This window comes from Chitiniphilus eburneus, from assembly GCF_005048205.1.
Lineage (GTDB): Bacteria > Pseudomonadota > Gammaproteobacteria > Burkholderiales > Chitinibacteraceae > Chitiniphilus > Chitiniphilus eburneus.
In genome coordinates this window covers 114,940-141,866 of the sequence record NZ_SUMF01000007.1, presented here as the reverse complement: position 1 = coordinate 141,866, position 26,927 = coordinate 114,940, and the positions used below count along the sequence as shown (strand labels likewise).

Annotated in this window: 22 protein-coding genes; 13 read left to right on the top strand and 9 right to left on the bottom strand. The window is 64.0% G+C overall.

The genetic code is table 11. From position 1 onward, the window contains the following. Window positions 1–314 precede the first annotated feature (314 nt). The 3 genes from FAZ21_RS09010 to FAZ21_RS09000 all read left to right on the top strand — a co-directional run bounded on the left by FAZ21_RS09010 (window position 315) and on the right by FAZ21_RS09000 (window position 3,492). Window positions 315–545 (top strand): hypothetical protein, encoded by a 231-nt coding sequence (locus FAZ21_RS09010; protein ID WP_136773110.1) that lies wholly within the window; start codon window positions 315–317, stop codon window positions 543–545. Window positions 546–1,174: 629 nt separating this feature from the next. Then, a complete protein-coding gene (locus FAZ21_RS09005; protein ID WP_136773108.1) occupies window positions 1,175–2,488 on the top strand; it encodes a sensor histidine kinase in 1,314 nt (437 codons plus the stop codon). Next, window positions 2,485–3,492 (top strand): response regulator, encoded by a 1,008-nt coding sequence (locus FAZ21_RS09000; RefSeq protein ID WP_136773106.1) that lies wholly within the window; start codon window positions 2,485–2,487, stop codon window positions 3,490–3,492. The genes FAZ21_RS09005 and FAZ21_RS09000 overlap by 4 nt, the downstream gene beginning before the upstream one ends. A gap of 273 nt (window positions 3,493–3,765) precedes the next feature. On the opposite strand, the gene cqsA is transcribed toward FAZ21_RS09000, so the two are convergent. The 3 genes from cqsA to FAZ21_RS08985 form a co-directional block, all read right to left on the bottom strand. After that, a complete protein-coding gene (cqsA, locus tag FAZ21_RS08995; protein ID WP_136773104.1) occupies window positions 3,766–5,013 on the bottom strand; it encodes an alpha-hydroxyketone-type quorum-sensing autoinducer synthase in 1,248 nt (415 codons plus the stop codon). 522 nt (window positions 5,014–5,535) lie between these two features. Next, complete coding sequence (locus FAZ21_RS08990) at window positions 5,536–7,422, bottom strand: methyl-accepting chemotaxis protein (protein ID WP_136773103.1); 1,887 nt, start codon at window positions 7,420–7,422, stop codon at window positions 5,536–5,538. A gap of 244 nt (window positions 7,423–7,666) precedes the next feature. After that, window positions 7,667–9,541, bottom strand: coding sequence for a methyl-accepting chemotaxis protein (locus tag FAZ21_RS08985; RefSeq protein WP_136773101.1), 1,875 nt, complete (start codon window positions 9,539–9,541; stop codon window positions 7,667–7,669). A gap of 182 nt (window positions 9,542–9,723) precedes the next feature. Here FAZ21_RS08985 and FAZ21_RS08980 point away from each other — a divergent pair, with 182 nt between their 5' ends. Beyond that, window positions 9,724–10,641 (top strand): DUF7916 family protein, encoded by a 918-nt coding sequence (locus FAZ21_RS08980; RefSeq protein WP_136773099.1) that lies wholly within the window; start codon window positions 9,724–9,726, stop codon window positions 10,639–10,641. A gap of 189 nt (window positions 10,642–10,830) precedes the next feature. After that, a complete protein-coding gene (locus tag FAZ21_RS08975; protein ID WP_136773097.1) occupies window positions 10,831–11,451 on the top strand; it encodes a PEP-CTERM sorting domain-containing protein in 621 nt (206 codons plus the stop codon). Between the two features lie 138 nt (window positions 11,452–11,589). Here FAZ21_RS08975 and FAZ21_RS08970 read toward each other — a convergent pair whose 3' ends face one another. After that, a complete protein-coding gene (locus FAZ21_RS08970) occupies window positions 11,590–13,791 on the bottom strand; it encodes a RelA/SpoT family protein (RefSeq protein WP_136773096.1) in 2,202 nt (733 codons plus the stop codon). Between the two features lie 127 nt (window positions 13,792–13,918). On the opposite strand from FAZ21_RS08970, the gene FAZ21_RS08965 reads away from it, so the two are divergent. The 3 genes from FAZ21_RS08965 (at window position 13,919) to FAZ21_RS08955 (ending at window position 17,508) form a co-directional block, all read left to right on the top strand. Further along, the gene (locus FAZ21_RS08965) at window positions 13,919–14,470 is read left to right on the top strand and encodes a DUF2062 domain-containing protein (protein WP_136773094.1); all 552 of its coding nucleotides are present in this window, start codon (window positions 13,919–13,921) and stop codon (window positions 14,468–14,470) included. Window positions 14,471–14,626: 156 nt separating this feature from the next. After that, window positions 14,627–16,807: a VTT domain-containing protein gene (locus FAZ21_RS08960; protein WP_136773092.1), complete on the top strand. Its 2,181-nt coding sequence runs from the start codon at window positions 14,627–14,629 to the stop codon at window positions 16,805–16,807. Then, window positions 16,807–17,508 (top strand): endonuclease/exonuclease/phosphatase family protein, encoded by a 702-nt coding sequence (locus FAZ21_RS08955; protein ID WP_136773090.1) that lies wholly within the window; start codon window positions 16,807–16,809, stop codon window positions 17,506–17,508. The genes FAZ21_RS08960 and FAZ21_RS08955 overlap by 1 nt, the downstream gene beginning before the upstream one ends. Window positions 17,509–17,614: 106 nt before the next feature. Here the strand turns inward: FAZ21_RS08955 and FAZ21_RS08950 are convergent, their stop codons facing one another. The 4 genes from FAZ21_RS08950 to FAZ21_RS08935 form a co-directional block, all read right to left on the bottom strand. Then, window positions 17,615–18,454, bottom strand: coding sequence for a hypothetical protein (locus FAZ21_RS08950; RefSeq protein ID WP_136773088.1), 840 nt, complete (start codon window positions 18,452–18,454; stop codon window positions 17,615–17,617). 443 nt (window positions 18,455–18,897) lie between these two features. Then, a complete protein-coding gene (rsgA, locus tag FAZ21_RS08945) occupies window positions 18,898–19,788 on the bottom strand; it encodes a ribosome small subunit-dependent GTPase A (RefSeq protein ID WP_136773086.1) in 891 nt (296 codons plus the stop codon). Window positions 19,789–19,801: 13 nt separating this feature from the next. After that, complete coding sequence (locus tag FAZ21_RS08940; RefSeq protein WP_136773084.1) at window positions 19,802–20,116, bottom strand: 4a-hydroxytetrahydrobiopterin dehydratase; 315 nt, start codon at window positions 20,114–20,116, stop codon at window positions 19,802–19,804. A 102-nt stretch (window positions 20,117–20,218) separates the two neighbouring features. Beyond that, window positions 20,219–21,466: a M48 family metallopeptidase gene (locus FAZ21_RS08935; protein ID WP_136773083.1), complete on the bottom strand. Its 1,248-nt coding sequence runs from the start codon at window positions 21,464–21,466 to the stop codon at window positions 20,219–20,221. A gap of 138 nt (window positions 21,467–21,604) precedes the next feature. Between FAZ21_RS08935 and orn the strand changes: the two genes are divergently transcribed. From orn to hslO, 5 genes are all read left to right on the top strand, one after another. Then, window positions 21,605–22,174: an oligoribonuclease gene (orn, locus tag FAZ21_RS08930; protein ID WP_136773082.1), complete on the top strand. Its 570-nt coding sequence runs from the start codon at window positions 21,605–21,607 to the stop codon at window positions 22,172–22,174. Beyond that, the gene (locus FAZ21_RS08925) at window positions 22,174–22,665 is read left to right on the top strand and encodes a CinA family protein (RefSeq protein ID WP_136773080.1); all 492 of its coding nucleotides are present in this window, start codon (window positions 22,174–22,176) and stop codon (window positions 22,663–22,665) included. Before orn ends, FAZ21_RS08925 begins: the two co-directional genes overlap by 1 nt. 51 nt (window positions 22,666–22,716) lie before the next feature. After that, window positions 22,717–23,292 (top strand): Ntn hydrolase family protein, encoded by a 576-nt coding sequence (locus FAZ21_RS08920; RefSeq protein WP_136773078.1) that lies wholly within the window; start codon window positions 22,717–22,719, stop codon window positions 23,290–23,292. Continuing rightward, window positions 23,289–23,765 carry a NanQ anomerase/TabA/YiaL family protein gene (locus tag FAZ21_RS08915; RefSeq protein WP_136773076.1) on the top strand — a complete coding sequence of 159 codons (477 nt, stop codon included), beginning with the start codon at window positions 23,289–23,291 and terminating at the stop codon, window positions 23,763–23,765. The genes FAZ21_RS08920 and FAZ21_RS08915 overlap by 4 nt, the downstream gene beginning before the upstream one ends. Window positions 23,766–23,826: 61 nt before the next feature. Further along, entirely contained in the window at window positions 23,827–24,693 is an 867-nt protein-coding gene (gene hslO / locus FAZ21_RS08910) for an Hsp33 family molecular chaperone HslO (RefSeq protein WP_136773074.1), read from the top strand. A gap of 265 nt (window positions 24,694–24,958) precedes the next feature. On the opposite strand, the gene FAZ21_RS08905 is transcribed toward hslO, so the two are convergent. Further along, entirely contained in the window at window positions 24,959–26,680 is a 1,722-nt protein-coding gene (locus tag FAZ21_RS08905; RefSeq protein ID WP_169307312.1) for a sensor domain-containing diguanylate cyclase, read from the bottom strand. Between the last annotated feature and the right edge of the window lie 247 nt (window positions 26,681–26,927).

The following is a 26,927-nucleotide window of genomic DNA, read 5'->3' as shown; positions in this document are numbered from 1 at the left end:
GGGCGCCGCGCGGCGTCGCAGGCCGCTTGCGGTATCCATACCGCCGCGCGTCCAGCTCCTGGCATGGCATCCCGAACTGCATCGAACGCTGTCGTGAAACAGGTGACGACACGCCCTAAGGGCAAAGGACGGGTTTGCTGCTGTTGATCACGGCGCTTGATGGACCAGACGGCCTGAAAAAAGCGAAAAATTGAAACTGGTCGGACCATGTTTTCTGGTTTTCAGGCGCTCACAAATTTGTAGCGATAAAAGGTTAGATACCAAGGAATTTTGGGACGTGACGCAAGATGGTTGATACGTGTTTTGGAGGGGGTATGGAAGAAGGGTGGGGCACAACCATTTTCAGCGACCCAGCGTTTGAGCACTTGGTGGCCGAACTTCATTTTGATGGAAATTTTCTTCTGCTTCTGGATAGAGACGATGGCAGAGATTCAATCTCGATTTCCTTTCCGGACCCCGCGCAAAAAGGGGCGATGCATACAAGAGTGAAGTTGAGCGACTTTATGAGCGCGCTCATTGCGGCTGTGGAAAATTTGAATCGATAGCGGCGCATCGAGAAACGTGGTGGCCAAGTCGAGCCTGAGCCGAGTATCGCTGATACCAGCCGGCTGTATGTGGAATCAACCTCGCCATGGGTGCGATCAAGCGTTCATCTCCAAGGCCGCACGACGCAGCTGGACATCGAAGGGCCCCCGACAAACGCGGATTCACCCTGCGCAAGCTTGCGATGTCACGCCAGCCGAGGGGCCAAGTCACTCCGGTGCGATCCTGGCAACCATCGGATGTCAGCGCCGCGGTATCTGGTGCGTTGACCATCGGCACGGGCAGGCCGGATGGCGGGCCATGCCATGGAAGATGGGCAGCGCCGGGCACTGGCCGACAGACGTGGGAAAATCCACGGTCAGCGTAGCAATATGCCTTGCTTGCCGTGTTCGGAGGGTGGGGCGACCGGCATCCGCTTGCGGCCATATGGCTCGAATACCCCTATCGAAGCGAAAGAAACCATCGGGAATACCGTTGTCGGCATTACCTGGGAAGTCAGCGGCGCTGGCCTCAACACCCTGCAAGCGGCTATGCTTGCGATCGCCACCGCCCGTGCACGGCGTGGGCATCGATATTCGACGGGCCAGCGTGGGGCGCGGCCTGGTGCACGGGGATAGGACAGACCAGAACAATGAAATCAGGGAGTAGCAAAGTATTTGGTCGCGTAGCGGACAATGTGCGCTACCTCGGCCCGCGCTTTTTCATTTTCGGCCTGGTGGCGGTGATCGGCTTCCCGCTCTACTACGTCGTCTGGCATTACCTGTACCCGCAACCCTACGAAAACCTGCCGCTACGCCTGGTCGGCAGCCTGCTGTTCATTCCGGTGATGCTGGCCCGCTGGTGGCCACGTCCGCTCAAGCGCTACCTGCCGATCTACTGGTGGATCGCCACTTTGCTGGCGCTGCCGTTCTTCTTCGTTTACATGCTGTTGATGAACGGGGGCGAGCCGGCCTGGGCGATGTCCGCGCTGGCAGCCGTGTTCGTGATGATCCTGGCGCACGATTGGCTGACGCTGGCGATCCACGCCTGTCTGGGCACGCTGCTGGCGGTGGCGCTGTTCATGCTCACCGGCCACGGCATCGCGTTCGATCCGCTCAACGCGCAGTACATTCCCATCCTGCTGTTTGCGCTGGTGCTGGGCGGCGCGGCCAATTACAGCGACGAGATGATCAAGCAGGAACGCTCCCGCGCGATGCTGTCCATCGCCAGCTCGATCGCGCATGAACTGCGCACGCCGCTGCTCGGTATCAAGACCGGCGCGGCCGGCGCGGCGCAACATCTGCCCACGCTGGTGGATGGTTATGTGCAGGCGGTGCGCCATGGCCTGCCGGTGCCGGCGTTGCGCGCATCGCATCTCGATTCGTTGCGCAATGTGCTGGGCCGGATCGAGGCCGAGGTGGATTATTCCAGCACCATGATCGACATACTGCTGATGAATGCCCGCCCGCAGGGCGTGTCGCCGGTGCGGCTTTACCCGTGCAGCATGGAGCGATGCCTGGAGGTGGCGCTGACGCGCTACCCCTTCACCCAGGAGGAGCGTGGAGTGGTCCGCACGCGGGTGGAGCAGGATTTCACGTTTCGGGGTACCGAACTGCTGATGGTGCACGTGCTATTCAATCTGTTGAAGAACGCGCTGCATCACATCGCCAAAGCCGGCAAGGGCGGGATTGCGCTGAAGGTGACGCAGCTGGCGGATGGTACCGGCCAGTTCAGCATCGAGGATGGTGGCGTGGGCGTGGCGCCGGAGGTGCTGCCGCATATCTTCGACGCCTATTACTCGCGGGGCGGTGCGGATGATCAGGATGCCGATGTACGTGGCGCGGGCATGGGGCTGGCGTTCTGTCGTGGCGTGATCCGCTCGTTCAATGGGCGGATCGAGTGCGAATCCAGGCTGGGCGACTACACCCGCTTCACCATCACGCTGCCGGTGGCCGTGCCCAAGTGATCAAACCGCGCGATATCGTTCCGTTCTACTTTCCCAGTAGCGTGGTGTTCATCGACGACAACGCCAACTACCTTGCCAACCTTGCGCTGGCGCTCGATCCCGATCTGGCTTGCCAGCTTCACAGCAACCCTCTGGTCTCGCTTGCCGAACTGAATCGCACCGCGCCCGCGTCGGCGCTGGTGGCGCGCTATTGCTCACTGTTCCAGTTCCAGGAACGTCCCGCGCCGGGGCAGCGGTTGATCGAGTTCGACCTGGAGCGCGTGCTGCGCGAGGTCTACAACCCGAACCGCTTCGATCAGGTGACGGTGCTGGTGATCGATTACGCCATGCCTGGCCTGGATGGGCTGGAATACTGCCGCCACGTGCGTGATCCGGCGGTGAAGAAGATCCTGCTCACCGGCAAGGCCGACGAAAAGCTCGCGGTCCAGGCCTTCAACCAGGGCTTGATCGACCGTTTCCTGCCCAAGCAGGCGCCCGATCTGGTGGCGCGGCTGTCTCAGGATATCCAGGCGCTGCAACAGGCGTATTTCCGCGATCTGACCCAGCCGCTGGCCAACGCGCTGGCGCTCGACTCCCATGCCTTCCTGCGCGACGAGGCATTCAGCGGCTGGTTTGCCGCGCTGTGCCGGCGCCTCGGGATCGTCGAGCACTATGTCCATGCCGATCCGGGCGGCCTGCTGTTGCTGGATGCGGACGCCAACGCCCAGTTGCTGGTGGTGCTGTCGGAAGAGGATCTGGTGGCCCAGCACGATGAAGCCTTCGACCTCGGCGCGCCATCGCAGGTGCTGGAGGCGCTGCGCCGTGGCAGTGGCCTGCTGTACCGGGGTGCGCAATGGCTGCCTGGCCAGGGTGACGGCAACTGGATGGCGGCCCTGTATCCCGCCGAGGAGTTCCAGGGCCGCGATGTGTACTACCACGCGCTGATTCCGCGCCCCGCCGGCGTACGGCGCGAGGTGGTGCGCTCTTACCGCCGCCACCTGGAACGACTGGACTGCGCGGGCTGAGGCATTGCAGTGCAGGTGCAAGGAAGCAGGGCATGCAGCAAGGCATGCCTATGCCGCGTTGCAAAATCCTTTCAGGGGCAGGGCCCGAAACCGCTTCACCATCGCGCACAGGCCTGCGGCTCGCAGATCGAACCAGCCAACCCGCCCTCGCGGCGGCGAGGGCGGCTTGAATCGGAAAACGCTGGTCTGGCGCGACGTGGCGGAGCGCGCCCGGTCTTGCCGGGCGCCTGATGTCGCTGGCTGCCCGCCACGGCGGTCACCTCGAGGCCGACGTTAAGCGACGTTGCGCAATGTCGCGCTGTCCCGCACACGGCGGCGCGTCGAGGCCCAGTCCTGGAAGCCCACTTCTTCGCGCAGATCGCGGCAGGCGGCGACGATGCGTGCCAGCGCCACTTCATCCAGCGCCGCATGGACCGACAGGCGGATCAGCGCCCGATGCCTGGGCGTGGCCGGTGCGCAGAACACCGAACCGAAGATGCCGCGCGATTCCAGCGCGTCCCGCAGTACGATGGTCTGGCGCTCGGTGCCGGCTTCCAGCCCGATGATCTGGCTCTGACTGTCGTTCAGGTTGTAACCCAGCGCGTCCAGTGCTGTGCGCAATGTGCGGGCGTGGGCGTGCAACCGGGTCCGCCGCCAGTCTTCCTCGCGGATCACCTTCAGCGTCGCCGCCAGTCCCGCGACCTCGTGCGGCAGCAACGTCGAACTGAAAATGGCCGGGTTCGCCTCGAACTTGAAGTATTCGGCAAAGCGCGCGGAGCATGCGATGAAGCCGGCACGGCCGGCGAATGCCTTCGCCAGGCTGGCGGTGCGGAAATGCACCAGCTCGGTCAGGCCCAGTTCCACCACCAGCCCCGCACCTTGCGGACCGTGCGTGCCCAGCGAATGCGATTCGTCCACCACCAGCACGCAGCCATGCTCGTGTGCCAGCGTCGCCAGTTCGCGCAGCGGGCAGATGTCGCCGCGCGTGCTGTAGACCGAATCGACCAGGATCACGCCCGGCCCGTGGCGGTGCAGTTGCCGCGCCAGGTGATCCATGTCGTTGTGGTGGAAGGCGACACCCTGGGCGCCGGCGCTGCGGATGCCTTCCCACAGCGACATGTGAGCGAACATGTCCACATAGACCGGGGTGCGTTCGCTGGCGATGGCCTGCAACAGGCCCACATTGGCGTTGTAGCCCGACTGGCACAGCACGCCGCTTTCCGCCTGCATGTAGGCGGCGAATTCGGCTTCCAGCTTGAGTTGCGGCGCATCGCCGAACAGGAAGATCCCCGACATCATCGCGCCATTGCCGTGCTGGAGCAGGCTGTCGATCTCGGCGGCGACGATGTTGGGATGGTTGGCCACGGCGAGGTAGTCGTTGCTGCTGAGGTGGAGCGCATCGCGGCCCGGGGTACGGCCGCGCATGATGTGGCCGCCATCCCAGCTATCGCGTACGCGGTCCCGGTAATAGCGTTCGATGCGGTCGGTGAGGAAGGCGGGCTCGATGGCGTTGAGGGCAGCGGTGTGGGAGGAACTGTTCATTATTCGACTCCTTGCTTGGTTCGCCACGTGGGCGAGGGCGGAACGCGGGGGCTCCATCGGGGCGCAGGCGAGGGCGTGAATGTGGCGAGCCATTCCCATCGAGCCTGTTCAGGCCGTACCGCATCGGGCGGCGTGGATCCGGCGGGGCGTTCTTCGGGACGAACGCGGTAACTGCCTGCCGGCTCCTCAAGGTTCTGCGACCTTTGGCTTGGGCGCGCGATGCGTGGAACAGGTTTTTACGCCGGCGCTGTTTCCGTCATAGCAACGGAAGACTGTTTCTTACATGTGAATGGTGAAAGAGGGGATGCAAGCCACACTTTGACAGACTGTCATTGATGCTCGTCTGTCGGATTTATTCAGCAAAAGAGGGGATTTCTGATGGTGATCCGGGCTGGATCGGGCGCGCTTGCTACAAAGACATTCTACGGATATCGCGTTGCAAGGCAGCAGGTGAGAGGGTTCAGTAGGGAGGACAAAAAAAGGCGGCCTCGCCGAGGCCGCCTGATTTTGTAAGAAAACGCATCAAAGCCGGAATTTGCCGAACATCTCCCGCAGGAAGGTGGCCAGCTTGTTCAACTCGTTGGCCGCATTGGTGGCCTGCCGTAGCGCGGCGTCGGTTTCAGTCATCTGGTTGGTGATGTTTTCCGCGCTCTGCGCCATGGCGGTGGTGGCGTTCTGCTGCTCGCGGGTGGCATCGGCGATGTCGCCGATCTTGCGCATCATCTCTTCCATGTTGCCGCGGATGTCGGCGATCTTGCCGGCGGCGCCGGTGGAAAGCTGCACGCCGGTGTGCACGGCGGCGTGCGTCTTCTGCATGTTGCTGACCGCTGCTTCGCTTTCGTGGCGCACGCCTTCGATCATGCCGGTGATCTGCACCGTGGCCTGGCTGGTGCGCTCGGCCAGCTTGCGCACCTCATCGGCCACCACGGCAAAGCCACGGCCCTGCTCTCCGGCGCGGGCCGCCTCGATGGCGGCATTCAGCGCCAGCAGGTTGGTCTGGTCGGCGATTTCCTTGATCACCTGGATGATGCCGCTGATGTCCTGCGAGCGGCGCGACAGGCCTTCGAGCAGGTTGGCCAGGTTTTCCACCTCCTGTGCCGACCGGCCGACTTCGCTGGCCACCTCCTGGACAGAGGCCGCTGAATCGCGCGATAGCGCGCCAGTGCTGGTCACCAGGTTGTTGGCGTCGCGCGCGCTGTCGGCGATATGGCTGATGCTGACCGTGATCTGCTCGATGGTGGCGCCGTTGGCGGCCGCCAGCTCCGACAGGCGCTCGGAGTCGCCGGAAAGCTGTGCCACCACGTCGTTGATATCGCGCACGCCCGAGGTGAGGCGCTCCGCCTCTTGCTGGATATCGCGGAACATCTGGCGTAACTGGTCGGTAAAACGGTTGAACGCGCCCGCCGCCTCGGCGATTTCGTCCTCGCCTTTTACCTCCAGCTTGCGGGTCAGATCGCCGCCGCCGCGGGCGATTTCATTGAGCGCGTTGCGCAGCCGCGACAGCCCCACCAGCATTCGGTTCACCACCAGGCTGGCCAGCGGCACCACGACCACGAGTACCACCACCATGATGCCGATGCACAGCACCAGCAGCGTATTCAACGATGCCAACGCCTTGTCGCGATCGATCACCAGCCCCAGTTGAAGACCAGTGCCGGCTACGGGTTGCAGGTAGAAGAACTTGTCCACGCCGCCGATCTGGAGTTCTTCCAGGCGCGGGGTCGCCGCCAGCGACTTCAGCAGGTCCGGTGTCAAGGCAGGCGATACGGCGGTGGCGGGCTTCAGGATGTATTGCCCGTCGGCGTGCGCGAGCACCGTACCGTCGTCGCCCAGCAAAAAGGCGCTGCCGTCGCCGGTCAGCTTGATGGCGAGCACATCCTTCACCACGTCGTCGAGGAAGATGTCCGCTGCCGCCACGCCCTTGAGCGTGCCGTCGGGTGCCTTCACTGGCGTGGCGAACGAGAAGATCAGCCGTTTGCTGGAAGCATCGACGTAGGGCGGGGTGAGGATGGTTCGGTTGGCGGCCAGCGCCTGCTGGTACCACGGCCGGCTGGTCGGGTCGTAATCGGGTGGTAGATCAAGGGGGCGGCTCTGGTGCATCTGCTTGTCCGGCGCGCCGAGATAGGCGCTGTCGAATGCGGCGGCCTGGGCCGCCAGTTGCAGCGCGGGGGTTGGTTCGGAGGCCGCGCTGAGCGATTGCCCCAGGGCGGTGACGATCAGTTCCTTGTCGTGGACCCAGGTGCGGAGCATCGATTCATAGCCCTGGCCCACGCCACGGATTTCATTGGTCAGGCCATGATCGACGATCTCGACGCGCATGCGACTGTACATGGCGACGGTAAGGATGGCGGTCAGCACGACCGTGAGCACGGCGACGAACGCCGTCAACTTGGCGCGTAAGGATTTCATGATTTGCCCCTGGTTGGATGTGTTCTTCGCCTGATCGGCTTTTTGCAAAGCATAGTTATAACCAATGGCTTTCGCCAATACGGGCTAGCCGTAGGGCATACATCCTGTCGCCCGTTGTTATCTCGGGGCATGGGGCGATAGTTGATAGTTATTGGTTTTCACTTCCGGCAGGCGTTGCATGCTTGTCGGCGCAAAAGAAAACCGGCCCCTCGGGGCCGGTGTCGCGGTGTGGAATGGGGTAGGGCTACAGGTGGAACTTGCTGAACATGTCGCGCAGGAAGGTAGCCAGCTTGCCCAGTTCGTCGGCCGCGTTGGTGGCTTTTTGCAAGGCGGCGGTCGATTCGTGCATCTGGTTGGCAATGCTTTCGGCGCTTTGCCGCATCACCAGCGTGGCATCCTGCTGCTCGCGCGTGGCACTGGCAATCTCGCCGATGCGATGCAGCACGTGCTCCATGTTGCCGCGGATGTGAGCGATCTTGTCGGCCGCGTGATGCGAAAGCCGCACGCCGCTCTGCACCGCCTGGTGCGTCTCTTGCATATTGCTCACAGCGGCTTCGCTTTCAGCGCGCACGCCTTCGATCAGCGTGGTGATCTCCAGCGTGGCGTTGCTGGTGCGTTCGGCCAGTTTGCGCACCTCGTCGGCCACCACGGCGAAGCCGCGCCCCGATTCGCCGGCGCGCGCGGCCTCGATGGCGGCGTTCAGCGCCAGCATGTTGGTCTGGTCGGCGATTTCGCGGATCACCAGGATGATGCCGCTGATGTCCTGTGAGCGGCGCGACAGGCTGTCGAGTAACGCGGCCAGGTTTTCCACCTTGCGCGCGGATGTGCTCACTTCCTCTGCCACTTCGCGCATCGTTTTGGCCGATTCGTCCGACAGTTTGTCGGTGTCGCCCACCAGCGCATTGGTGTCGCGCACGCTCTCGGCGATGTGGCTGGTGCTGGCGGTGATCTGCTCGATGATTTCCGACGCCAGCGTAGACAACCTTTGTGAATCGCCGGACAACAGTTGCACCACTTCGTTGATATCCGTCACGCCGGAAGTCAGACGACTCGATTCATTCTGGATATCGCTGAACATGCCGCGCAACTGCTCGGCGAAGCGATTGAACGCCCCGGCGGCGCCGGCAACCTCGTCGTTGCCTTCGATGCCCAGCTTGCGCGTCAGGTCGCCGCCGCCCTGGGCGATTTCATTGAGTGCGACGCTCAGCCGGGCCAGGCCACGCAGCATGTGGTTGACCACGAAGCCCGCCAGCGGGATCGCCACCAGCAAGACACCGATGGTGATGCCGATCATCAGGGCCAGCAATCGCGTGAGCGGCGCCTGTACCTGGTTGCGGTCGATCACCAGCCCCAGGCGTAGTCCGCTGCCGGGCACGGTTTTCAGATAGAAATACTTGGTGACGCCGTCGATCTGGATTTCCGTCAGGGCTGGCGTCCTGGCCAGGGCGGCCAGCCGCTCGGGAGTCAGCGTGGGTGACAGGGCACTGGCGTTTTTCAGGATGTAACCTTCTTTGGCATGCGCCAGCACGGTGCCGTCGTCACCCATCAGGAAGGCGTGACCATCGCCGGCCAGCTTGATGGCGAGCACGTCCTTCACCACGTCGTCGAGGAAGATATCCGCGGCCGTTACGCCCTTGAGCGTGCCATCTGCCGCCTTGACCGGCGCAGCGAACGAAAAGATCAGCCGCTTGCTGGAGGCATCGATATAGGGTGGCGTGAGGATGGTGCGGTCTTCCGTTGCGGCTTGCCGATACCACGGACGGCTGGTCGGATCGTAGTCACCCGGCAGGCCCAGATCGCGGCTTTCGATCATTCGCTTGTCCGGCGTGCCGAAGTAGGCACTGTCGAACTTGGCGGAGTTCGCGGCCAGTTGCAGCGTGGGAACGGGGTCCTGTGCCGTGCGTAGCGACTGGGCCAGCGCGGTGACGATCTGGCCTTTGTCCTTTACCCACGTTTGCAGCATCGACTCGTAACCCTGGGCCGTGCCCTGGATTTCGTGATTCAGCCCATCGTTGATCTGGGCGCGCATGCTGATGTACATCGTCGTTGTCAAAATGACCGTCAACGCTACCAGCAGAACCGCCACGAAGGCGGTCAGTTTCGCTCTGAGGGATTGCATGGCTATCCTCTATGTGTCTGGTTTTGCTAGGAAACGTACACAGGTATAACCAGCGGTTTGTTGCAGTGCAATAAGAATGGTCGCATCCGGTTGGAGGGCAATACCTGTAGGTTTTCATCCCATCCTGGGTTCGACCAGGCGCGGAAAAGTAACGCGCTCAACCCGTTTTCCAAGGAGTTTTCATGAAACGCATCCTCGACTGTTGCGCCTCCGATTTCCGCACGCTGGACCGGGATTCGCTCAAGCAGGCGATCCTGGCCGCGGAGGGGCGCACGCTGGTGGCGGAGACCATCGTCACCGCGCCGCCGCTGTATCCGGACGTGACCAATGGCGAGATCGTCAAGGCATTCGGCGCCGACCTGCTGCTGCTGAACATGCTGGACGTATTTGCACCGGCGGTGAGCGGGCTGGACCCTGCCGGCGTGGTGCGGGATGGTCGTGGTGTCACGGGTTTGATCCCGGTGCTCAAACACCTGACCGGCCTGCCAGTGGGGGTGAACCTGGAGCCGGTGGCGGCACAATCGGATGCGCTGGAACAACTGGAGGCGATCGCCGAGGGTCGTACCGCCACGCCGCGCGCGCTGGCGCAGGCCAAGGCGCTGGGCTGCGATTTCGTCTGCCTCACCGGCAACCCCAAGACCGGTGTGACCAATGCGCAGATCGAGCACGCCATCGGCGACGCGCGCACACACTTTGGCGGGCTGGTGATCGCCGGCAAGATGCACTCGTCCGGCACCCGCGACGGCGCGCCCGGCGATGCGGCGGTGCGATTTGCCCAGGCCGGCGCCGATGTGGTGCTGTTGCCCGCGCCGGGCACCGTGCCCGGCGTGCGCGAGGGCGATCTGGCGCGCACCGTGCAGCGGGTGAAGCAGGAAGGCGCACTGGTCCTCGCGGCCATCGGTACCAGCCAGGAAGGCGCGGACGAAGCCACCGTGCGCGAGATCGGGCTATCGGCCAAACGCGCGGGCGCCGACATGCTGCATATCGGCGATTGCGGTTTCACCGGCATCGCCGTGCCGGAAAACATCATGGCACTGTCGATTGCCATCCGGGGGCGGCGACACACCTACATCCGCATGGCGCGCTCGGCGGTGCGGTGAGTGGAGCTATCGGGCGGGGTTTGATCCAGGCATCCAATGTGCCCCGCCCTGCATGCCGCGTGGCGTGTGGACAGCGACGCCCATCGTGTGATCGCGGCGCGGTCATCGTCATTGCTTAGATTGATCCGGCAGCGCGGCGTGGTGATCGCCGCGTTTCGCCCACCGATCCCAACCGATGCGAGCCTTCACATGAAAACTGCCCCCCTGTTCGGTCTTGTCCTGAGCGTGCTGTTGGCGCAAGGTGCCCACGCGCAAGTCGTGGCGTTCGTGCCACCTGGCGCGGTGGTTCTCACCACCCACAACAGCAACGACAGTTGGGCCCAGGGCAGGGGTGTGCTGTTCAGCCCCACGGCCAACCTGACCATCGATACCATCGGTGTGTTCCAGCAACTGCGGCCCGGCGTGCTGGGGCTGGAGCTGTCGCGCGTGCATACCGACAACGGGCTGATCTACCAGGACGAAATACTGTGGCAGGGCAGCGTCTCCACCACCGGCGCCGATAGCCTGTCATGGCTGGACCTGGCGCTGCCGGACACCTGCCTGCGCGCGGGCTACACCTACCACGCGCAGTTCTCGTACTTCGGCCGGCCGTATACCAACTTCTTCTACGACAACCAGAACCAGCCGTTTGCGCAGGATCACTTCGCACAGATCGACGGCACCGAAGGCAAGGGCACCGCCAACTACGTGATGCCCGCCGTGCGGCTCAACGTCACCAGTGTCAGCCCGGTCCCGGAACCGGCCACCTACGCCTTGATCGGCCTGGGATTGCTGGGGGTGATGCGGGCGAGGCGAAACCCCAAGGCTTGAACCCCACACCGTGAACCACAGGGGACGGTGAGCGCACAGACGATCAGTGAGGAAGGCCTGACCTTCCGGTTTTCCCCTGTGTAGCTCCGTGTGTTCCCTGTCCTCAATGGTTCAAGATTTGGGGCTTCGCCAACCCGCTCACATCCGATCCACCCGCAGCACGCCGCTCACTTCGTTCAGTTTGGCAACGATGCGGCTCAGTTCGTCGGCGTTGCGGATTTCGACGGTGAAGCGCATCCGGGCGCGGCTGTCTTTGGACAGCGTGTTCACGGCGGTGACGTTGATTTTTTCGCGGCCCATCACGTCGCTCAGGTCGCGCAGCAGGCCGGGGCGGTCGTGGGCCTCGACCATCAGGTCGGTGGCAAATACGTTGCTGGTCTGGCGGCCCCAGTCGGCGTGGATCACGCGTTCCGGGCTGGCGACGGCCAGCCGCTTGAGCGTGGCGCAGTCGCTGCGGTGGATGGAAATGCCGCGTCCCTTGGTGACGAAGCCGACCACCCGGTCCGGGGGCACCGGTTTGCAGCACTTGGCCAGCAGCGTCATCAGTTTGTCCACGCCTTCGATCAGGATACCTTCGCCTTTCTGGTCGGCACGGGCGGCCTTGATCACGTCGTCGGCGCTGACCGGCGTTTCCACCACCGGCTTGTCGTCGAAGGTGAGCGCTTCGTCCAGCGCGCGCAAGGTGACTTCGCCCTGGCCCAGCGCGGCCAGCAGGTCGTCGATGCTCTTGAAGCCCATGCGCTGTGCCACGGCGTCCTGGTTCACATCGCGTCGCGCCATGCGCGCGGCTTCGCGGTCGTAGATGGCGCGGCCCGATTCGATGGCGACGTCCAGGTTCTGCTGGCGGATCCAATAGCGGATCTTCTGCGCCGCACGATGACTTTTCACGTAGCCCTGGTGCAGCCAGTCCAGCGACGGGCCGCCTTCCTTGGCCGCCAGGATTTCAACGCGCTGGCCCGTTTCCAGCGGGGTGGACAGCGGCACGATGGCGCCGTCCACCTTGGCGCCCCGGCAGCGGTGGCCCAGGTCGGTGTGCAGGTGATAGGCGAAATCGACCGGGGTGGCTCCCTTGGGCAACGGGATCACGCGTCCGGCGGGTGTCAGCACGTAGATGCTGTCGTCGAACAGCTCGGCCTTGAAGGCGTCGGCCAGTTGCGTTTCCTGTGCCATGTCCTCGCGCCAGTCGAGCAACTGGCGCAGCCACGCGATCTTTTCTTCGTACTTGCTGTCGCCGTGGCCGCCTTCCTTGTAGCGCCAGTGCGCCGCCACGCCATACTCGGCGTGCTCGTGCATCTCGAAAGTGCGGATCTGCACTTCCAGCGCCTTGTCCTGCGGCCCGATCACGGCGGTATGCAGGCTGCGGTAGAAGTTGCCCTTGGGATGGGCAATGTAATCGTCGAATTCGCCGGGAATCGGTTGCCACAGATTGTGGACGATGCCCAGCACGGTGTAGCAATCCTTCAGGTCGTCCACCAGCACACGCACCGCGCGGATGTCGTACAGCTCGGAGAAATCGAGCTTCTTCTTCTGCATCTTTTTCCAGATGCTGTAGATGTGCTTGGGGCGGCCGGTAAGATCGGCGTGGATGCCGGCGTGGGCCATCTCGCGGCGCAGCGCGCCCAGCACCTCGCCGATGAAGCGCTCGCGATCCACGCGGCGCTCGTCCAGCAGCTTGGCGATCTTGCGATAGGTGTCCGGCTCCAGGTAGCGGAAGCCCAGGTCCTCCAGCTCCCACTTGATCTGCCACACGCCCAGGCGGTTGGCCAGCGGGGCGAACAGGTCCAGCGTTTCGCGCGCGCGGCGGCGACGGATGTCGTCGGGGGCATCGACCAGTTCGTGCATGGTCTGGGTGCGCCAGGCCAGCACGATCAGCACCACGCGCATGTCCTCGACCATGGCCAGCAGCATCTTGCGCACGGCCTCGATCTGCGCGGCGGCCTCCTGAGGCTTGCCATGCGTGGCGTGGGCCAGCGTATCCAGCTTCTTCACTCGGTCCACGCCTTCGACCAGCCGTGCCACGTCGTCGCCGTAGCGCTCGCGCAGCATGTCCACGCTACCGGGGCGGAACTCGGGCAGCGCGTAGGCCAGTGCGGCGATCACCGCGTCGGCATCGAGGTTGAGGTCGGCAACGATGGACGCCGCCGCCACCGCGTGCCGGAACAATGGGCCGGTACTTTCCTCCAGCCGCGCATCCCCGTAGCATTCGCGCACCCAATCGGTGGCGCTACGCAGGCGTTCGACATCCTCAGGCCTGTAGCGGGGGGCGAGCTGCGCCAGCCAGTGAACCGGATCGGCCGCTTCCGCGATGGATTGGGCGAGCGGGCGGGTGACTGCAACCATGTATTTCTCGCTAGTGCGCCGCGCTCGGGCAGACCGTTGCGCGGATATTGAAAAAAACTGATGGAATTTTGCCCGTTTCGGCCAGTCTCTTAAAGCCGGGGGCGTCCCCTACATCCAGATTCTCCACATGCCACGCAAGTTCCTCCGCAATGTGCTGCCCAATCAGGACAAGCTGAACCAGAATGCTTTCCTGCGCCGGTACGCGCATCGTTTCATGCATCCCAATCTGTGGCACCTGAATCGCCATTCGGTGGCGGGCGGCGTTGCCGCCGGCGCCATCGGCGGCATGATCCCCGGCCCGTTGCAGGTCATCACCGCGGCGTTGCTGGCGCTGGGGTTCCGCGTCAACCTGCCGGTTGCGGTGCTCACCACGTTCTACACCAACCCGCTGACGATCGGCCCGCTGTATTGGGTGGCGGTCCAGATCGGGGGCTTCGTCACCGGCCGTCGCGGTACCGATCGCATGCCGCCGATGCCTTCCTGGTCCGATCACGGCTTCCTGGAATGGGGGCGCGCCATGTGCGACTGGACCTTGTCGCTGGGCGTGCCGCTGCTGGTGGGCCTGCCGTTGCTGACCGCGCTGCTCGCCGTCGGCGGCTATTTCGCCGTGAAGCTGTTCTGGCGCCTGCACGTGATCTGGCAACTGCACAGCCGGCGTCGCCGGATGGCGCACGGCTAGCAGTCGCATCGATTCCTCCTCCACCCTGGCGCCCGGCACATCCGCAGGCTGGCGGTTCCGTGTTTTTTCCCGTTGTCCTCACCTCATCCCGCCCCGACAAAGAAATCAGGTTGTAGGGACAAATACCCTGCGAACCAAGAGGACACTGGGGAGCGCATGGTGGAAACGGAACGGAACGACCCGGTCGGGCAAGGCCCGGGTAAAGGGCTGCTGCAACCCGGGCGCAATTGCTGGCGTCTCGAACACGCGGACCGCGCGGCGGTGCTGGTGGATGGCGAGGCGTATTTCCGCGCGGTGCGGGCCGCCATCGCGGGCGCGAAGCGCAGCATCCTGATCGTTGGCTGGGATATCGACAGCCGGCTCAGGCTGGTGCCCGAAGGCGCGAACGACGGGCTGCCCGAAGCGCTGGGCGAGTTCCTGCACGAGGTGGTGGCACGGCGCAAAGGCTTGCAGTGCTACGTGCTGACCTGGGACTACACCGTGCTGTTCGCGCTGGATCGCGAATGGCTGTCCAGCTACAAGCTGGGCTGGCGCACCCATCGCCGGCTGCATTTCCGTATGGATGGCCAGTTGCCGCTGGGGGGCTCGCACCATCAGAAAGTGGTCGTCATCGACGACAAGCTGGCCTTTATCGGCGGGCTGGATCTGACTCACGACCGCTGGGACACGCCGGCTCATGCCTGCAACGACGCGCGTCGCCAGGCGGGCGAGGGCAAGTGCTATCCGCCCTTCCACGATGTGCAGATCATGTTCGACGGCCCGGCCGCCAGCGCGGCGGGCGATCTGGTGCGCGAGCGCTGGTATCGCGCAGCGGGCTGCTATCCGCGCAAGCCGTTGGAGCAACTGGTGGCGGGGGATCGCTGGCCGGCGTATGTCACGCCCGACTTCACCGACATCGACCTTGCCATCGCCCGCACCGAGCCGGAATTCGACGAGCGCCCCGGCGTGCAGGAGATTCGCGCGCTGTATGGCGATGCCATCGCCGCCGCGCGCGACAACATCTACCTGGAGAACCAGTACTTCACCTCTGGCCTGGTTGCCGAGGGCCTGTCGACCCGCCTGCAAGAGCCGCAGGGGCCGGACGTCGTGGTGGTGTCACGCCGGGCCGAGAGCGGCTGGCTGGAAGAGATGACCATGGGCGTGCAGCGCGCCCGCTTGCATGCGCGGCTGAAGCAGGAGGACCGCCACGACCGCTACCGCATGCTGTGTCCGCATATCCCGGCGCTGGAGCCCGAATGCGTCAATGTCCACAGCAAGGTGATGGTGATCGACGATGAGTTCCTGTCCATCGGCTCGGCCAACCTGAACAACCGCTCGATGGTGCTCGATACCGAATGCAATGTCGCTATCGAGGCACGTGGCGATGCGCGCATCCGGGCCGCGATCGCCGCCGTGCGCGACCGCTTGCTGGGCGAGCATCTGGATGTGGCGCCGCAGCAGGTGGGCGCAGCCGTCGCGCGCGAAGGACGGCTGCTTCCCGCCATCGCCGCGTTGCGGCACGATGGCCGCACATTGGCCGACCTGAACCCGGTGGCGTCGCCGGAAGCCGATGCCCTGGTACCGGCGCTGAACATCCTGGACCCGGAAAAGATCGTGCCGCCCGAACAGTTGCTGTCGCAGTTCGTGCCGCGCGAAACGCAGGCGCCGATGCGCGGACGCCTGATCGCATTCGGCACGGTGGCGGTGCTGCTGTGCGCGCTGGCGGCGGTATGGCGCTTCACCCCGCTGTCCGAATACATGCACCCGGAGGCGCTGTCGGTGGTGGGGCAACAACTGCAACAACTACCGTTCACCCCACTGCTGGTATTGCTGGCCTATCTGGTGGCGGCCCTGCTGGTGATTCCGCACTCGGTACAGGTGGCGGCGACCGGGCTGGTGTTCGGACCGTGGGCCGGCCTGGCCTATGCGGTGACCGGCACTGCCTTCACCTCGGCCGTCACTTATGGCATTGGCCACTGGCTGGGGCGCGACATGGTGCGGCGCATCGCAGGCGGCAAGCTGTCGCGGCTGAGCCGCACCCTGGCCAAGCGCGGCATCGTCAGCGTGGCGCTGCTGCGGCAGATTCCGCTGGGCCCCTATGCGCTGGTGAACATCGTCTGCGGCGCATCGCACATCCGCCTGCGCGACTTCATGCTGGGCACGCTGCTGGGCATGACACCGGGATCGGTGGTGATGCTGGTATTCCTGCACCATTTCACCGAAGCGATCCGCAATCCCAGTGCGGGGGCATTCGTGGTGCTGGGGATCATCGCGGCGATGCTGGTCGGCATCGCCTACGCCGCCAGCCGGGTACTGCGCCGCCGCGCCGCCGAGCGCTTCAGTGCCGGGGAGGCATGATGGGGCGCCCCTCACCGTGGCCGCTTACCGTCGCCACCTACAACATCCACAGCGCCATCGGCGGCGACGGCCGCTTCGCACCACAGCGCATCGCTGACGTGCTGAACGAAATCGGCGCCGACGTGGTGGCCCTGCAGGAAGTACCGCTGGGCGACACCCGTCGCCCGGATGTACTGACGGCACTGGCGCACACCACGGGCTACGTGGCGGTGGCGGGGCCGACCATCGACAAACCGGGGCGCCGCTATGGCAACGCGGTGCTCAGCCGCTACCCGGTCACCGCCGTGCGTTATCTCGACCTGCGTTTCGGCCGTAGCGAACCGCGCGGCGCGCTCGATGCCGATATCGACTGCCACGGCCAGCCGCTGCGCGTGGTGGCCACGCATCTGGGACTGCGCCCGGCCGAGCGGCGCGATCAGGTAAAGAAACTGCTGGAAACCTTCGATACCGACGCCATGCCGGTGCTGCTGCTGGGCGACCTGAACGAATGGTTCATGTGGGGCCGCCCGCTGCGCTGGCTGACCACGCGCTTCGAAAAAACCCCGGCGCCACGCACCTTTCCTTCGCTCAAGCCCATCTTCTCGCTGGACCGCATCTGGATTCACCCGCGTCAGCGGCTGGTCAAGGTGTGGGCCCACCGCAGCCGCCTGGCCCGCGTCGCCTCCGACCACCTGCCGCTGGTGGCGCATATTGCGGGGTGAATTTTTGTGGCACGGTAATAGGTGTGGCAAATAAAAAAAGAACCGCCATGATGGGCGGCTCTTTAAGCAGGAAAAACAATACTATCGGTTGGAGTCCGCTTGGGCTTTATTGCGAATTGCTTCCGGCCGCAATCCACTTTTTGATAACAGTACGGCGCGGGATTTCTACCTGTGTGCCGCTACTTTGCACATTGGATGCGACAGGGTCGGCAATAGGGAAATTATCTTGTAAGGGCGCGCGCGTAAGCTCATATTTTACTTTGTAAAGCTTGGAGAGCAATTTACCATCGATGGTGCGGGCTGATATCTCGATGGTATCTTCATATACCCCTGGGAGTTGCACGTATGTAACGTTGTTTCCTGTGTAAATATCTACCGAAAAATGATTTCCGCTTTGCTGAAGATTGCGCAAGTATCCATAAGCCCAAGCGCCAACCAAGTATGCCCCGGCGGGAAGGGTAATATCGAATTCCCCGTGGAGCGTATCGCCTAGCACGCCGACCAATTCCAGGCTCGCGGGCAAAGTCTGAATCCCCGGGAGCACTTCAATGCTATACGGAACCTTGATCGGCGAGCCGTTGTGGTGGGATGTACAGTTTGCGTCCTTGCATGCCAGCAGGACGATGGTACCGCTGTGAGTGCCGGGTTCGAGGTTGGCCTCGGGCTTGACGTAGAACGAGGCGGCATTGCCCGCCAAGTCGTATTCGACGGTGCGCAGACCGTCGCCATCCCAGCCGCCACCGACATATACATCACTGCTGGGCGTGCCGTTGCCGGTGACCACGATCAGCTGAGGGGATGTTTCCTCGCCGGCGTAGTAGGAAAAACTGAGCGAACGGGTGCTGGTCGAGACGGAGAAGCCCCCATCACTGCCACTCCCGTCGTCGCCACCACCACCACAGCCCAATAGACTCAGTGTGGCGATCAATGCCAATAATTTTTTCAAGATAATCCCCCTGACAAACAATTTTGTATTGAAATGGCTACCAAAAAACGGGCCCACTGATCCCGGGCTCGCATTGACAGCATCTTGTATTGATATGTGCATGAAAAATCACATGCAGACGTTCATGAATGGTGATCCATTCAAAAACGTTCGCAACTATATCGTGAGTCGCAATTCGCGGCTAGGCCCGGAATATATTTGGAGGAATTAAATTGAAGCGCCGGGCTCCCGATATGGGTCGATGGGTGGGGAGGATGAGCAAACGGATTTTCCAGGGATACAAACGCGCCGAGGTTTGGTGCATGGCAATGAATCGAGCGGCGATGAACCGGCTGCCGATGCAGCGCCGGCAGCTATCGCTGCGTTCATCTGCCCGCTGAGGGCACATATTTCGGAGCGATTGGGGGACCCTAAATCTTGAACCACAGTGAGCAATGAGGCGCCTAATACGCCGCAGCCGCCGCCAGTTCATCCTGCAACCGGTACAGCAACGCCATGCGGTCGGCGCGGATGGCGCCGGTTTCGGCGGCGGCGCGCAGGGCGCAGCCAGGTTCGGCGCGGTGGCGGCAGTTATGGAAGCGACAGCCGCCCAGGTGTTCGCGCAGGTCCGGCATCAGGCCGGGCAGGTCTTCGGCGGCGACATGCGCCAGGCCGAACGATTGCAGGCCCGGCGAATCGATCAGGTGCGACTGGGCATCCAGGTGGTACAGCGTGGCGTGGGTGGTGGTGTGCTTGCCGGAATCGAGCGCGACGGAGATTTCCTTCACCCGGGCGCGGGCGTCGGGCAGCAGTGCGTTGGTGATGGTGGATTTGCCCATGCCCGATTGCCCCACCAGCACGCTGATCTGGCCGGCGAGGTAGGGCAGCAGCGGCGCGATATGTTCCTGGGCGGACAACTCCAGCACGCGGTAGCCCAGGCCGCGCCAGAACGCCATCTTCCGCCGCGCGGCGTCGGCTTCGAGCAGGTCGCACTTGTTGAGTACGATCAGCGGCTCGATGCCGCCGGCCTCGGCGGCGATCAGGCAACGGCCGATCAGTTCTTCGGAGAAGCTGGGCACCGGCGCGGCGACGATCACCAGTTGCGTGACATTGGCGGCGATCAGTTTCTCGCGCCATTGATCCGAGCGGTAGAGCAGGGTGCTGCGCGGCTCCACCCCCTCGATCACTGCCTGCTCGGCATTCAGGACCTTGATCCGGACCCGGTCGCCACAGGCGTAGTCGGTTTTCTTGCCGCGCGCGCTGGCGGTCAGCCGACTACCGTCGGCCTGTTCGATGATGTAGGCGCGGCCGTGGCTGGCGACGATGGTGGCAATGACGGGATCGGATGGCTTCATTCAGCTCGGGTGGTCAGCTTTGCAGGGCATCCACGCGTGCTGCGCAGATGAAATCGTTGCGTGTCAGGCCACCGGCCGAATGGGTACTCCACGATACCTTGCAGCGGCTGTAGCTGACTTCCAGGTCGGGGTGATGATCCTGCCGGTGGGCGATCCACGATACCGCGTTGACGAAGGCCATGGTCTCGTGGAAGTTCTTGAAGCGGAAAGTCTTTTCCAGTGTTTTCTGTGCGGTGAGCCAATCGTCCACATCGGTGAGCAGCATTTCCGCCTCCACGGTGGAGAGGGCGGCGGCGTCGGTTTGGCAGCTTTCATCGGCGAGTGACATGACAGCGCTTCCAGTGAGGAGATGTCCCGTTCTATGGCGAATCGCCATTTAAACGCAAGCCATTCGTTATCACCTGTAGCGCCGCTCGCCGGGCCGGCTTCGTTACATCTGCCTTTTCAGCGCCGCGATACGCAGTGCGGCGGGCGGATGGCTGTCATAGAACACGCTATGCAGTGGGTCGGGTGTCAGCGTGGCCGCGTTGTCGCGATACAGCTTCACCAACGCGGCGATCAGGTCGCCGGCGCGCGTTTCGGCCGCCGCGAAGGCATCCGCCTCGTACTCGTGCTTGCGCGACAGCCACGAGCCCAGCGGCCCGAACAGGAAGGTGAATACCGGCAGTACCAGGAAGAACAGCGTCAACGCGGTGGCGGTATTGGCGCTCTGCACGCCCAGGCCCTGGTAGAACCACGGCTCGTGCATCAATTGCGCCAGCAGCCACAGCAGACCCAGCATCAGCGCGAAGGTCCAGATCATGCGCTGCATGATGTGGCGGCGCTTGAAGTGGCCCAATTCGTGGGCCAGTACGGCTTCGATCTCGTCGCCGCTCAACTGCTTGAGCAGGGTATCGAAGAACACGATGCGCTTGGTCTTGCCGAATCCGGTGAAGTAGGCGTTGCCGTGACTGGAGCGCTTGGAGCCATCCATCATGAAGATGCCGGCGGCCTTGAAGCCGCAGCGCGACAGTAGCGATTCGATGCGGCTGCGCAGGGCTTCGTCCGGCAGCGGCTCGAACTTGTTGAACAGCGGCGCGATCCAGGTGGGGAAGATCCACATCATGACGAAGGTGAACGCCACCCAGGCGGCCCATACCCACAGCCACCACGCATCGCCCATCCGCGTCATCAGCCACAGCACGCCGGCCACCAGCGGCAGGCCCAGCACGGCGGCCAGCAGCGCGCTCTTGGCGAGATCGGCCAGGAACAGGCGGGGGGTGGTCTGGTTGAAGCCGAAGCGCGCTTCGATGCCGAACGTGGAATGCCACGAGAACGGCAGCGACAGCGCGGCGTTGACGAGGCCCAGCAGCGCGATCATCGCCACACCGGACAGGATGCCCGGCCCGAACCAGTCTTGTGCCACATCCATCAGCCATTCGATCCCGCCGCCGAGCGTGAAGCCAGCCAGCACGATGGCTTCGAACACGGTGACGATCATGCCGAACTTCACCTTGGCTGCCGTGTAGTCGGCCGCGCGCTGGTGGCTGGCCAGGGTGATCGATTCGGCGAATTCCGCCGGCACGGCCTGGCGATGGCGGCGCACGTGGTTGGCGTGGCGCTGGGCCAGCCACAGTTGCAGCAGCACGCTGGCGAAGAGGGCGAAGACGAACAGGGCGGAAAACTGGTGGGCGGTCATGAGGTGCTCGGGAACGGCAGCTTACGGGGAAAGGGGCGATTATGGCACAGCGCGGGCGGCGCTCCGTGTCCGCTGCTGCCGCTGAGCGCGCGGGCGCCGATGCTAGAATGGCGCTTTCGCATTCAATCTGAGGCCAGCATGCCGCAAGACCAAAACCACCTGATCTGGCTCGACATGGAAATGACCGGGCTCGACCCGCAGCAGGATCGCATCATCGAACTGGCCATCGTCATTACCGATACCCACCTCAATATCGTTGCGGAAAGCCCGGTCTGGGCCGTACACCAGCCGGACGAGGTTCTCGACGGCATGGACGACTGGAACAAGGGCACCCATGGCCGCTCCGGCCTGATCGACCGGGTGAAGCAATCAACGCTGGACGAGGCGGCGGTGACGACGCAGGCCCTGGCCTTCCTGGAGCAATACGTTCCCAAGAACGCCAGCCCGATGTGCGGCAACTCCATCTGCCAGGATCGGCGCTTCATGGTGCGCTGGATGCCAGAGCTGGAAACCTGGTTCCACTACCGCAACCTGGATGTCTCGACGCTCAAGGAACTGTGCCGTCGCTGGCGGCCCGAAGTGCACAAGATGTTCAAGAAGCAGGGCAAGCACACCGCGCTGGCCGATATCCACGAATCCATCGACGAACTCAAGTTCTACCGCGAGCACTTCCTGAAGGTGCCCAGCGCGCAGATGCCGATCGACTGATGCACGATACCTTTGCCCTGGCGGCCGAACTGGGCTGCCTGCTCGCGGCGCGCGGCGCCACCGTGACCACGGCGGAGTCATGCACTGGCGGCCTGATTGCCGGTGCGATCACCGACGTGCCCGGCAGCTCGGCGTGGTTCGAGCGCGGCTTTGTCACCTACGCCAACCTCGCCAAGATCGACATGCTGGACGTACCGCCCGTCTTTATCCAGGGGTTGGGCGCGGTCAGCGAGCCGGTGGCGGCGGCGATGGCGCAGGGCGCCTGCGAGCGTGCCGGCGCGCAATACGCGGTAGCGGTATCCGGCGTGGCCGGGCCGGATGGCGGCAGCGCCGACAAGCCCGTCGGCACGGTGTGGTTCGCCTGGGCCACGCCCACTGGCATCGTCACCGAGCGGCAGCAGTTCGGTGGCGACCGCGCTGCGGTGCGTGCCGCCACGGTGCGCCATGCGCTGGCGCGGCTGGTGGCGCTGATCGAGGACGAACGTCGTTGAGCCGTCGGGCCCGGCGGCCCGCATCATCATCTTTCAAAGCAAGGAAACCCGGTGACCACTGTTGTCGTCGTCAAGAAGAACAATCAGGTCGCAATCGCGGCCGACAGCCAGTCCACCTTTGGCGATACCGCGCTGGGCGCGGGATTCGACGCCAAGTGGAACAAGATTTTCGAAGCCCATGGCGGCTATTTCTCGATTTCTGGCAGCGCCGCGCACGACCTGGTGATGCAGGCCGCGCTGAAAAAGCTGAAGAACCTGGATTTCAGCGACCGCGCCGGTATCTTCGAGAGCTTTCGCAAACTGCATCCCAAGTTGAAGGAAGACTTCTACCTCAAGACCGAGGAGGAAGAAGACGACCCCTACGAATCCAGCCAGATGACGGTGTTGCTGGCCAACCCGCATGGCATCTTCGGGGTCTACTCGTTGCGTGAGGTCTATGAATTCGAGCGCTTCTGGGGCATCGGCAGTGGCCGCGACTACGCCATCGGCGCCATGCACGCCGTCTACGAGCGACCGGATCTGACCGCCGCCGACATCGCACGCATCGGCATCGAAGCCGGCTGCGCGTTCGATGTCAGCTCCAGCCTGCCGCTCACGCTGTATACGCTGGAGCTGAAGCAAGCATGATCCTGGGCAACCTGAACCACTGGCGCGCGCACCCCGCGCACTATCCGGCCGCGATCAACCGCGCGCTGACCCTGCTGGAAACCATGCCGCTCGATACGCTGGCGGCGGGGCGCTACCCGCTGGAGGGCGAACGCATCGCGCTGCTGTTGCAAACGCCGCTCACCGGCCCGGCGGAGCAGAAGCGGCCGGAAGCGCACGTCGAGCACGCGGACATCCAGTTGTTGCTGTCGGGGCGTGAGCGTTACGGCGTGGCGCTGCCCGACGGTAGCGAGCAGCTACTGGAAGATCGGCGGGCCAGCCACGATATCGCCTTCTACACGCCACCGGCGCGCGAAGCCTTCATCGATCTCGACCCCGGCATGTTCCTGGTGTTCTTTCCCGGCGAACTGCACCGTCCCTGTTGCGCCAGCGGCGAACCGGGGCCGATCCGCAAGGCGGTGGTGAAGATCCACCGCAGCCTGCTGGTCGATTGAGCGCCGCGCCACACCTGCCTGCGGATCGCCCGGCGATCCCGCCCGACATGGAACCCGATACATGACCGATACCCTGGAACGATTTCTTTTCGACGATGCGCCGGTACGCGGCGAGATCGTGCAACTGGATGCCACTTTCAAGGAAGTGCTGGCGCGCCAGGATTACCCGCCGGTGCTGCGGACGCTGATCGGCGAACTGCTGGCCGCCGCCACGCTGCTGTCGGCCACGCTGAAATTCGACGGTACGCTGATCATGCAGCTGCACGGTACTGGCGCGGTCAAGCTGATCGTGGTGGAGTGCACCAGCGAAACGACGCTGCGCGCCACCGCGCGCTGGGAAGGAGAGGTGCCTGACGTGTCGCTGGCCGAACTGCTGGGGCGCGGACGTTTCGCCATCACGCTCGAACCCACCGACGGTGAAACCTACCAGGGGATCGTCGGCTTCGAGCCGGGCCAGAGCGTGGCCGAGATCATCGAGCACTACATGGAACGCTCGGAGCAACTGGAAACCCGCCTATGGCTGAGCAGCCGGGGTGAGCGCGCGGCGGGCCTGCTGGTGCAGAAAATGCCGGCCGGCCTGGGCGATCCGGATGCCTGGGAGCGGGTGCAGAAGCTGTCGGAAACGATCACCGCCGACGAACTGCTCGACCTGCCGGTGCGCGAAACGCTCTACCGGCTGTTCCACCAAGAGCAGGTGCGCGTGTTCGACCCCGTGGCACCGCGTTTCGCCTGCACCTGCTCGCGCGAGCGGGTGGGCAGCATGCTGAAGATGGTGGGCCAGCACGAGGTGGACCAGGTGCTCGCGGAAAAGGGCGAGATCGACGTGACCTGCGAGTTCTGCGGCAAGCCGTATCACTTCGACCCGGTGGACGTGGCGCAGTTGTTCAGTGGCCACGGCACCGGATCGGCGGGGCCGCAGGTGCATTGACCGGGGGCGCGGCATGCGCAGCGGAAAGCGACGTCGTGCCCGCGTATCTTCGCCGAGCCACGGGCCGATTCACCCCGTGCTTGAACGCCGATTCGCCTTAGGGCGTGTCATCCAATGTTTCGCGGCAGCGCTGTGGGTTCGGTGCATTTCGGGCGCCGCGCGGCGTCGCCGGCCGCTTGCGGTATCCATACCGCGGCGCGTCCACCTCCTTGCGCGGCATCCCGAACTGCACCGAACGCTGTCGTGAAACATTGGATGACGCGCCCTAGCCCGACGCGGCGTCCTGCCCCGCCATCTCTTCCGGCAGATATTCCACCCGATTGCGGCCATTGCGCTTGGCGGCATAGAGTGCGTGGTCCGCCTGGGTGAGCAGTGCGTCCAGCGCCAGCCCATGGCGATGCACCGCCACGCCCAGGCTGACCGTGATGCCCAGCATCGTGTCGGGCAAGGGAATTCGCAGCGCGGCGATGGCCTGGCGCAGGCGTTCCGCAACCCGGATGCCGTCGGCCAGGGAGGCGTCGGGCAGCAGCAGGATGAACTCCTCGCCGCCGAAACGGGCGATCAGATCCACCTCGCGCAAGGTGAGATGGCAGGTGCGGGCCAGTGCCTGCAACACCTGATCGCCCACCGCGTGTCCGTGTTGATCGTTCACTCGCTTGAAGAAATCGATGTCGAGCGCGATGGCCGCCAGCGATGTACCGCCGCGCTCGGCATGGCGCCGTTCCTGATCGGCGCGCTCGAAGAAGGCGCGGCGATTGAGCAGGCCGGTCAGGCTGTCGGTATTGGCCAGTTCCTCCAGCCGCTGCACCAGCATTTCGCGTTCCTGCAAGGTGCCCAGCAGGTGCTGGTTGGCGCGGTCGAGCATTTCGGTGCGATCGTGCACCTGTTCCTCCAGCGATGCGTTCAGCGCCGCCAGCTTGGCGCTCTTGTTGGTCAGGCTTGCCACCAGGTGCCGCAACGACGCCGACAGCCGGGCCGCCTCGCGATACTGGTTGGCATCGGGAATCCGCACATCGTGCTCGCCATGCCGCAGGCGATCCGCCGCGCTGGCCAGTTCCAGCAACGGCTTTGCCAGCACGCGTGCCAGCCACATGCCCAATACCGCGAAGATCAGCGCCGCAACGGCGCCGCCCAGCAGGATGGCCCACTGCAACTGGCGGATCGGCTGGAACGCTGCCTCCACCGGTTGTCGCACCACTACCTGCCATCCCAGGCCGTGATAGTCGTTGCCGAAGCCGGTGGAAACGCTGGTCGCGGTGAGATAGGGGTGGCCGTCGGACCAGCGCGCGATTCGCGACGACGCACCGCCCAGATCGGGCATGGTTTCCTTTTCCTTGCCCGGCGGCGCCAGCAATACCTTGCCGTCGCGGCTGAGAATGAAGGTTTCCATTCCGCGGGTCTTGCCTGCGATGCGGAAGGTGCTTTGGACGACGTGGTGTGCCCATTCCCAGGACAGGTGCGCACCCAGCACGCCCTCCACGGTGCCGTCGGGGCCGATCACGGGTGCGGCCACATCGACGAAACGCAGCGGCTCCCCGCTGGCGGGGGCGGGCAGCAGTTTGGCCAGCAGCTTGGCCTCGTGCACGTCACCCACGAACGGGCCTTGCAGCCCGCCCTGGTACCAGGGGCGCTCGCTGACATTCACGCCTTCCAGCATTCCCCCCGTTGCATGCAGCACCTGGCCGTCGATATCGGCAAAGCCGATCCACGCATATTGCGAAAACGACGTCTTCAGGCTTTCCAGTACAAAGCGTTCGGCACCGCGCCGCGGCGAAGGCTCGCCGGCACGTTCCATGGCGGCGATCAACTGCATGTCGTGCAGGCGTTCGCCCAGGCCGGAATCCAGGCGATCGCGCAACTGGCTGGCCAGTTCTTCCAGTTCTTGGGCGATGCGGCGCCGGCTGTGATCGCTGGCCATTTCACCCAGCAGCAATGACACCGTGGCAGCCACCACCACGGCGGTGGCGGCGAAAGAAAGGGCGAGCACGCTGCCTAGTCGGTGTCGTTTCACAAAGGGTCCGGCTGCAATGGCGGAAAGTGGGGCGGCCCAGTATACCCGGCGACCCCATTCTTGCGGATGGCCCGCCATTCGTCGTCATACATGTCTGCATGGATTTATTTTTGGCTGACGTTGTACGAATTTCATTGCTAAGCGATTCGACATAGAAGCCGCGTCAGAGCAGGCGGCCGCTGCGTGCCACGCCGAAAGAAAAACGATCCACAACGTCAACTTC